Raw genomic sequence first — 7855 nt, forward strand, 5'->3', positions numbered from 1 at the left:
CAACCAAACCTCAAAGTGTAAAAGGTGCATTTCTTCGAATGCTTACAACTTTTGGGGTGCAATTCATTGTAATGAGGGTGATTTTATGAACTTAAGGCCTGTTTGATAGCCTCTATTCTATATTTTTATAGTTATCTATTCATAAATACTTACTCACTTTTGGGTTCGTAAACATTAAATTCTGTAACATCCGTACGACCGTTTGTAGAGATAGTAATAATCTGATATTTCAGATATCGCGTAGTAATAGGAGAAATGAACGTAATATTCTGTGTACCACCGGAGATTGCTAATGAACTCAATGATTTCCATGTCGTACCATTTTCAGACTGTAATATTTCCACTTCTCTAGGAGCATACATTGGTCCAATGATTCGTTTTGATACCTGTTAAAACCTTAGCTTCTCCTAAATCAACAGTAAACCAGAATCCTTTATTATTTAGAGCAACGTCAGTTCCAGTCTTGCCATCGATTAAATTATTGGGTGCGCCTTCTACTCCTTCTTCTACATTAATAATCCAGCCGGCGCGATTACTGATAAGTTGGCTATTACTAGGAATACCGCTTTTTAGATTACAATAGGCAGCTTTATTAATAATGACAGGCAATGTACTTAAACTACTGCTAATAACAGTGTTCTTATCATTGGTAGTTACATTACTGATTGAGACACTGAAAGAGAAACTTGTTTTTTCCATGATACTGGCAAATATCGTCGGATCAACCGTCGCAGTGATTTCTTCAGAAGTCATCTGTCCTTCTTTGAGAGTAACCTGTGAGGAACTTAAAACGATCTGGCTTGCATCAAGCCCTTCTGTTTCACTTTTTGCACTTAATGCGATAACCATATCTGTAGAGACTGCTTTCTGTGTTTTTACAGTAAAAGCCATCTTAATTTCATCTCCTCCGATTCCATTCGCATCATGAGTCAGATTGAACTTTTTTACATTCCCCGATAAATAGTCATTTCTCTGTAGAGACACATACGTAGCATTCCACTCGTTAAAAACGTCTTCATCATCGCTACAGGACGAAATGAACGGGACAAACAAGCCGAGTAGAGTTGCTATTGATAGTGATTGAAATATATTTTTCATATGTACATACGATTAAATTATTACTATTTCCATTCGGTAGATTTATCTGTAGATAAAATACCGTCAATCCAGGTAGGAGTAGCAGAAGTAGTCAAAGTATGACCTTTGCCGGTTGCATCTTCGAATACATTGCCTTGTCCTTCATTGAATCGCCAATAGGCTTCCAAACCCACAGATTTTGGGCTAACTTGAGTCATGTTATTTTGAATTTGAGAAGCGGAACGAACTACAGACCAAATACGTGCTTCACTCATCAAAATTTTACAGTTTCCCCATCTACTATAAGAATCATCACCTAAGCAGAACCAATTTACATCAGAGAAAGTTGTTGCTCCTGTTGGTATACTCAACACACCCGAATCAACTCCGTTTATGTAAAGTCGATAGTTGGAACCATCACAGACCAATGCTAAATGTTGCCATTCGTTTGGCTTGAAAGAATTACTTGGATTCAAATAAAGCCGGTTACGTCCTACAATCTGTACTAATGAATGTGCCTTATAATTTTCATTGTCACTTTGAGGATCCTCAAAACGTAAAAGGATGAAGTTTGCATCATCTCCTCCGTTCTTAAATACTGCACGGTCACGGTCAGCTGTGTTGGCTACCTGAAAACGAACCTCTATCGTATATTGTGAATACGTTTCGGGAGATTCTGTGAATTTATTAGCTTTTAAACTAGGAGCGCCAACAAACATTGGAGCTGAAAATTCGATAATACTTTCTGCCAAAATAACAAAGGTTCCGGTATTTTCCATCGGTGAAATACTTCCATCTTGCAATACTAGTTTTACAGGCAGTGCATATGATTCTCCCGATTTCATCATTTCCTGACTGAAAGCTTTCAAAGCGATGGAGAGGGCATCGGCTGCATATTGTCCTGCTTTTACAGTAATCGTTTCCGGCAACGTATAATAATCTTTGGGCAACATTATATATCCGGTTCCATTAATATGGTTATAAGTGTCCAGTACTGATTGATCTGTAACCAATTTATAATGATTGTCTGTAGAAGAAAGATTACTAAGATGCACATTTAGGGTAGTAAAACTTTCTCCAGTAGCCTGTACGGTCACTTTTTGACTTGTACTGGAAAGAGCTTCTTCAATATAAGCATGTGTATTTAAAGTATCGTATTTTGCATCTCCACAACTTACTATACTTCCTAAGCCTGTTATGACTGCGGAGAAGCATAAAATTTTTATATAATTCATACGTTTCATAGTTTACATTAATTTTTAAGTAATGAATGTGATGACGGGTTCATAATTTGAATAGCACGGCGTATATTTTTATATTCTGGTGAAGTACCATACTCTGCTTCCATATGATAGGTTCCTGCACCACCTTTACGGAATCCGTTACTTGGTTGCCAGCGTGCCATTCCTTCGAGAGATTTCATTTTGTTACCATAACGATCAGTGTAATCATATCCACCGTCCATAGCAGCATCAGTAGCCTCGAAATTCTCGGTCATGATGGTCATCTTCGTGATTTGTTCTTCAGACATGACACTGCTATACGTCTGAACAAGTCCTGCACCTGCTACGCCGCCTGTGATAAGACGTTTATCGAGTTTAGAATCACTGCCAGGACTACTATTATTGTAAGCCTGAATGATAAAATAGTCAAAATATAACCCGACTTCAGGTCTACCTGTTATGCTCTGTGGTTCGCCATCGATAACTAATAATTTACCTGTTCCTGATTTCGGACCGAAATATTTGCCTAGTTCATCAACAAATGCAAACATTCTATCGTCTTCGTCTACGATATTACCGGGGTTGCCGAAATTAGGTTCATAATCGATATCAAAGCCGTCGTAACCATATTTGTTTACTGTATCGGCAATGGCGCTTGCATATTTGCGAATGGATGCTTCTATTGCTTCCTTATTTGATTCATCGGAAGGCCATCCCCAAAAATCATTCACAGCTTCTTTTTCGGATGAAAATCCCATATTTTCCCAATTTTCACGAATATTCTGCGGAGTAATTTGATCGCCTACACTTCTGATAATAAAACACATGGTAAAACGAGTTCCTTTAACTTGTTGGCAAAATTGCAGATCTTTTTTTTGAGCTTCTGTAATGTTCGACCAATTTCCCCAAATAGAAACAATATCTACACTATCAGGAATACCGGCTAAAGAGCTTTTCATATAGGCACCTTCACCACTCCAGCCACCAAACCAGCCAAAGGCAACTTGGTGATCTGTCTGCTTATAGGCACGCAAGGCCGCATAATATTCATCCGATACGATCGATTCGGGAAAAGTTTTTGCTTCCGACTCCGTCCAGTCACTGCAACCGATCAATGAGGTCGTTGCCAGTGATATGAGTACAATGTATAATAAATAAATTTTCTTCATAAAAGTCCTTTTTATGCATTATATAAATTAGTTCTTTTTAGCCCACTTTAAGTCAGTAGCTTCGTTATCAGCACCGCCTAGTTCTGCTACTCCCAGATCATAATTGGCTTTATTGTTTTGTGCCTCTGTATAAGGGAAGCTTAGACGACGCATACCGCGTTGGCTACTCACTCCACAATCTGATAGATTGTCGATACAAGGATAAAGTTCCGGATAACCTGTACGGCGATATTCAGCCCATGCTTCCAATCCTAATGGATAATTGGCGATCCATTTTTGAGTAATGACACGTTGGAAATTTTTTCCATTTACGTTATCAGCCTCACTGTCATCCCACATCACACTCACTGTATTGGTAATTGTAGCAGTAGCATTTTGCACAGCATCACTTTCATGTGATACGACAGGAGCTTCGTCAATCTTCAAGTATTCAGTGGCTGAAACCTGATATTGTTCCATTGACAAATTAATACCATCTTCGTAATAGGCTTTTGCTGTTTTAGAACCGACATTCCAACCACGCAATTTTCCTTCTGCACGTAAAAAAGCCGTTTCTGCAGCGCAGAAAACCATTAATTTAGAGGTTGCCGTATATGCGGGAATAGAAAATCCTGCAGCGTCTGCCTTTTTAAAATCAGCATCTCCTGTACGCATACCTACATATTTATCTGTTTTCCCGGCAAGGGTAGACTTATTAAAGAACTTCGGCATACGTGGATCGCCATATGCATTCATATAATCTACAATATTTGCATTCACACGCAGATCACCCCAACTTACAGCTGCCAGTTGATATGGATTACTCTGTGTGCCACAAGAAAGCATAGCATTATCCGAATTACTTTCAATCAATCCTGCTTTATGTGTTACTGCTGCTTCAGCTGCCTCTTGAGCAATGCCAGGCCATGTTCCGCTGATTCGCATTGCAACACGTAAGCGCATTGAATTGGCTAGCTTAGCCCAACCTGAATAATTTCCATCAAAAACCGGATCATTGGCCCCCAATGGGGCATTGCCATTTGTTTCTACATAATAGTTGTACAAAACATCAGCTGCATTGGCTAAATCACTTAATATACTGGTATAGACCTGTTCCTGGGTATCATAAGATACATAGAAATTACCCTTCTTTACTTGGCTGTAAGGCATCGGTCCATAACAATCCGCAACGCGAAGCATCGTTATTGCACGTATCATACACGCAAAAGCATAATAATGTCCCGTAGAATTAGTTGCTTCCTGTATTTGGAAAAAGTTTCCATATATTTTTTCAAACGGAGTGTTCCAGGGGGTAGCATTCCAGGCATCACTCTGATTGAATGTGCTGAAGTTTGTACCACTCCATGTGTTAGAACAGCATAGATAGCCACCTAACTGTCCCACCATCTGATCTTGCATTTGAGAGTCATTCTGCTGAATATTCACAATTGTTTCAATCATAGACTTCATCAAAGTCGCAGGGTCTGCATCATGAATTTGATATTGATTCGTATTATACTCCTCAAATTTATCGGTACAACTTCCTGCCAGTAACAACAGAGCGGCACCGACTGTGATATTTCTTAAATATTTTCTCATAACATTAGCTTTTTCTTTTAGAATTGAACTTTCACATTAAAACCGAAGTTACGCAAGCTAGGTTGCATAAAGTAGTCTACATTCATATAATAGTTACTGGAGGTAGAGGCAGACAATTCCGGGTCAAATGGGGCTTTACAATAAATCATCCATAAATTACGTCCTACAATACCCAAAGTAACATTCGCCACATTTTTAAACCATCTTTTAGGAAGTGTATAGTTTAGACTCAATTCCTGCAAACGTACATTGGTTGCACTATATAGATAATAACGACCGTAGCCACCTTCACCCGTACCAATAGTCTGGTAATACTTTTGGGCGTTAACTTTACCGTTATTAATAGGTATACCACCATTATCACGAGCTGTTGCAGATGTCTCGGATACTCCATAATAATCTAAGATACCTTGAGTAGCCGAATAAGCTAATCCGCCTACGCGGGCTGATAATACAACTCCTAAATCAATTCCTTTATAAGTGAAATGATTGGTCCATCCGAGGTTGAAATCAGCATCCAGATTACCTACTTTTACCGGAGTGTTTGATGAAGTGATACCCAGATTACCATTCTGATCGACTTTTATATTACCGTTATTGTCTTTTGTCAGTTGGTTGTATACATAGATATCAGTCATGGAGCCTCCTTCTGTCAGGATGACGCGAGGAGCTACATTCTCTTTACCTAACCAACCCACATTCATTTCATCCATTTGGATAGCTTCTCCTGTCACGGGATTCACGCTGCCGCTTGCCAGTCGTTTCACCTTGTTACGGTTTAGAGTGAAGGTTGCATTAGAAGACCATCCGAATCCTGCCCATTTATCGTTGAACCCTAAAGCCAATTCAAGACCTTGGTTTTGCACGTTACCAGCTTGTACAATCGCTTGTTTATATCCGGAAGAAGAGGGAATATCTACCTTAAATGTTTGGTTCAGTGTGTTAGAACGATAGTAAGTTGCGTCTAAATTGAAACGGTTTCCCCAGAATTTCAAGTTCAAACCGATTTCCCAGGACTTAGTCTTTTCAGGTTTCATGTTGTCCATCGGGTAAACGGTCGGATTCGCCCAGTTATGTGTCTGGCTGTTGTATTCGTAACCCGGATTAGTAAGGAAACGATCGAAAGAAGAGGCTACCACTGTATATGAACCGCGTATTTTAGCATAAGAGATCACCTCGGGCAGTTTAACCATTTCTGATAATAAAGCCGATAAACCGACTGACGGATAAAAGAAAGATTTCTGTTTGGAGAATGCAAGTTTTGAATCCCAGTCATTACGTCCGGTTACGGTTAGATACAGTTGATTTTTCCAACTTAATTCAGCACTGGCAAAAATACTTTGAATTTCATCTTCATATCCGGTAGGATCCGGTTTATAGTTGGCAGAGAAATTAATATTGTTGATCTGGAAGAAGTTGGGGATAACCAGGTCACCTGCAATATATAACTGATCCATTGAAGTATGATATATGGAAGCACCAACATTGGCTGTTAAATGAAAAACACCAAATGTTTTATTTATATTAGCCAGGAAATCGGCATATAAAGAACGTTCCTGGCGCATGGCATCTTCAAAACCACCGCTTACACCACAGAATGTTGTTAATGTAGAAGCAGATTTTTCGTTTTTATTCCGGTAGTCGGAGTTGTCCAGATTGACGCGACCGACAACATTGAGCCAATCTGTAGCCTGCCATTTCAAAGAAGCGTTCATCATATAACGTTTCTTGTTGGAAGTACGGTTGATGCGATTTTGTATCCAATATGGATTTTGTAATGACAAACTTGCATCACCATAAGGCCAATATTGTTCCATATAGCCGTAGTTAGTATTATAACGTTCATACAAACGAATTTCGTCAAAGTTGTCTCCACGAGGGAATAGATACAGTGATGGGAGAGGGTTATAATACTGTCCTTGAGAAACCATGTTTTTGTTGTTCTGAACGATATATTGTGCACCGATATCCAGAGTAAGTTTATCATTCAGGAAATGGGTGGTATTACGTGCCGTAAAATTATAACGGTTATAGGAGTTATTCGGAAGAATTCCACCGGAGTTAGTTGTAGAAGCAGAAAGATAGGTCTGGTTTTTGGTATTTCCTGTAGATAATGCTACCGAATTGATAACATTGGATCCTGTTTCAAAGAAGTCAGATGGGTTATATCGACGGTTTGCCAATTCTCCCCAGCTGAATAATCCGGAACTTGTACCATAACGGTTCTGCATATCCGGCATAATATATGCTTTAGAGAAAGTAGTACTGTTGGATACTGTTATGGTCGTTTTCTCTGTTTGGCCTTTTTTAGTAGTAATTAAAACAACACCGTTTGCCGCAGCAGAACCATATAATGCTGCCGCAGAAGGACCGGTCATCATACTAATACTAGCAATATCATCAGGATTTAAGTCAGCAACAGCATCTGATCCTCCCATTTCTCCAAATAATCCTTCGCCACCGCTTTTTCCTGTATTAAAAATAGGTACACCATCAATTACATACAATGCATTGTTATCTTTAGTCAGAGATTTCATACCACGCATAACAACACGTGTGGCACCACCAGCACCGGTTGCACCACTATTAATTTGAACACCGGCAACCTTTCCTGATAATGAATTCATAAAATTGGCGTCCTTAACAGCTGTCAATTCATCACCTTTTACCTCTTGTACATTATAACTTAACGCCTTGGTTGCACGCTTGATACCTAATGCAGTAACAACAACTTCATCCAATACTTGTGTATCTTCTCCTAAGGTTATTTTAAGAGGTTGGGCATTGGCAAGCGTGATTGTTTGGGAG

At 39.2% G+C, this 7855-nt stretch carries 4 protein-coding genes and 1 pseudogene; all 5 read right to left on the bottom strand.

Annotated features, from left to right (window positions below; genetic code table 11):
* Nucleotides 1-149: 149 nt before the first annotated feature.
* Nucleotides 150-1098: pseudogene (locus DXA54_RS27170) on the bottom strand (DUF4999 domain-containing protein).
* 23 nt (nt 1099-1121) lie between these two features.
* Nucleotides 1122-2321: a DUF1735 and LamG domain-containing protein gene (locus DXA54_RS27175; RefSeq protein WP_120081151.1), complete on the bottom strand. Its 1200-nt coding sequence runs from the start codon at nt 2319-2321 to the stop codon at nt 1122-1124.
* An 8-nt stretch (nt 2322-2329) separates the two neighbouring features.
* Nucleotides 2330-3469, bottom strand: coding sequence for a glycoside hydrolase family 18 (locus tag DXA54_RS27180; protein WP_004306244.1), 1140 nt, complete (start codon nt 3467-3469; stop codon nt 2330-2332).
* A 27-nt stretch (nt 3470-3496) separates the two neighbouring features.
* Nucleotides 3497-5047 (bottom strand): SusD/RagB family nutrient-binding outer membrane lipoprotein, encoded by a 1551-nt coding sequence (locus DXA54_RS27185; RefSeq protein ID WP_004300463.1) that lies wholly within the window; start codon nt 5045-5047, stop codon nt 3497-3499.
* A 17-nt stretch (nt 5048-5064) separates the two neighbouring features.
* Nucleotides 5065-7855: SusC/RagA family TonB-linked outer membrane protein (locus DXA54_RS27190; protein ID WP_243647697.1), on the bottom strand; the 2791-nt coding region annotated here is incomplete at its 5' end.

Source organism: Bacteroides sp. OF03-11BH (assembly GCF_003604005.1).
Classification (GTDB): Bacteria; Bacteroidota; Bacteroidia; order Bacteroidales; family Bacteroidaceae; genus Bacteroides; species Bacteroides ovatus.

What these genes read in the sequence shown, in the direction of transcription:
- DXA54_RS27175 (WP_120081151.1), bottom strand. Translation starts at nt 2,321, where the DNA reads ATGAAACGTATGAATTATATAAAAATTTTATGCTTCTCCGCAGTCATA.
- DXA54_RS27185 (WP_004300463.1), bottom strand. Translation starts at nt 5,047, where the DNA reads ATGAGAAAATATTTAAGAAATATCACAGTCGGTGCCGCTCTGTTGTTA.
- DXA54_RS27180 (WP_004306244.1), bottom strand. Translation starts at nt 3,469, where the DNA reads ATGAAGAAAATTTATTTATTATACATTGTACTCATATCACTGGCAACG.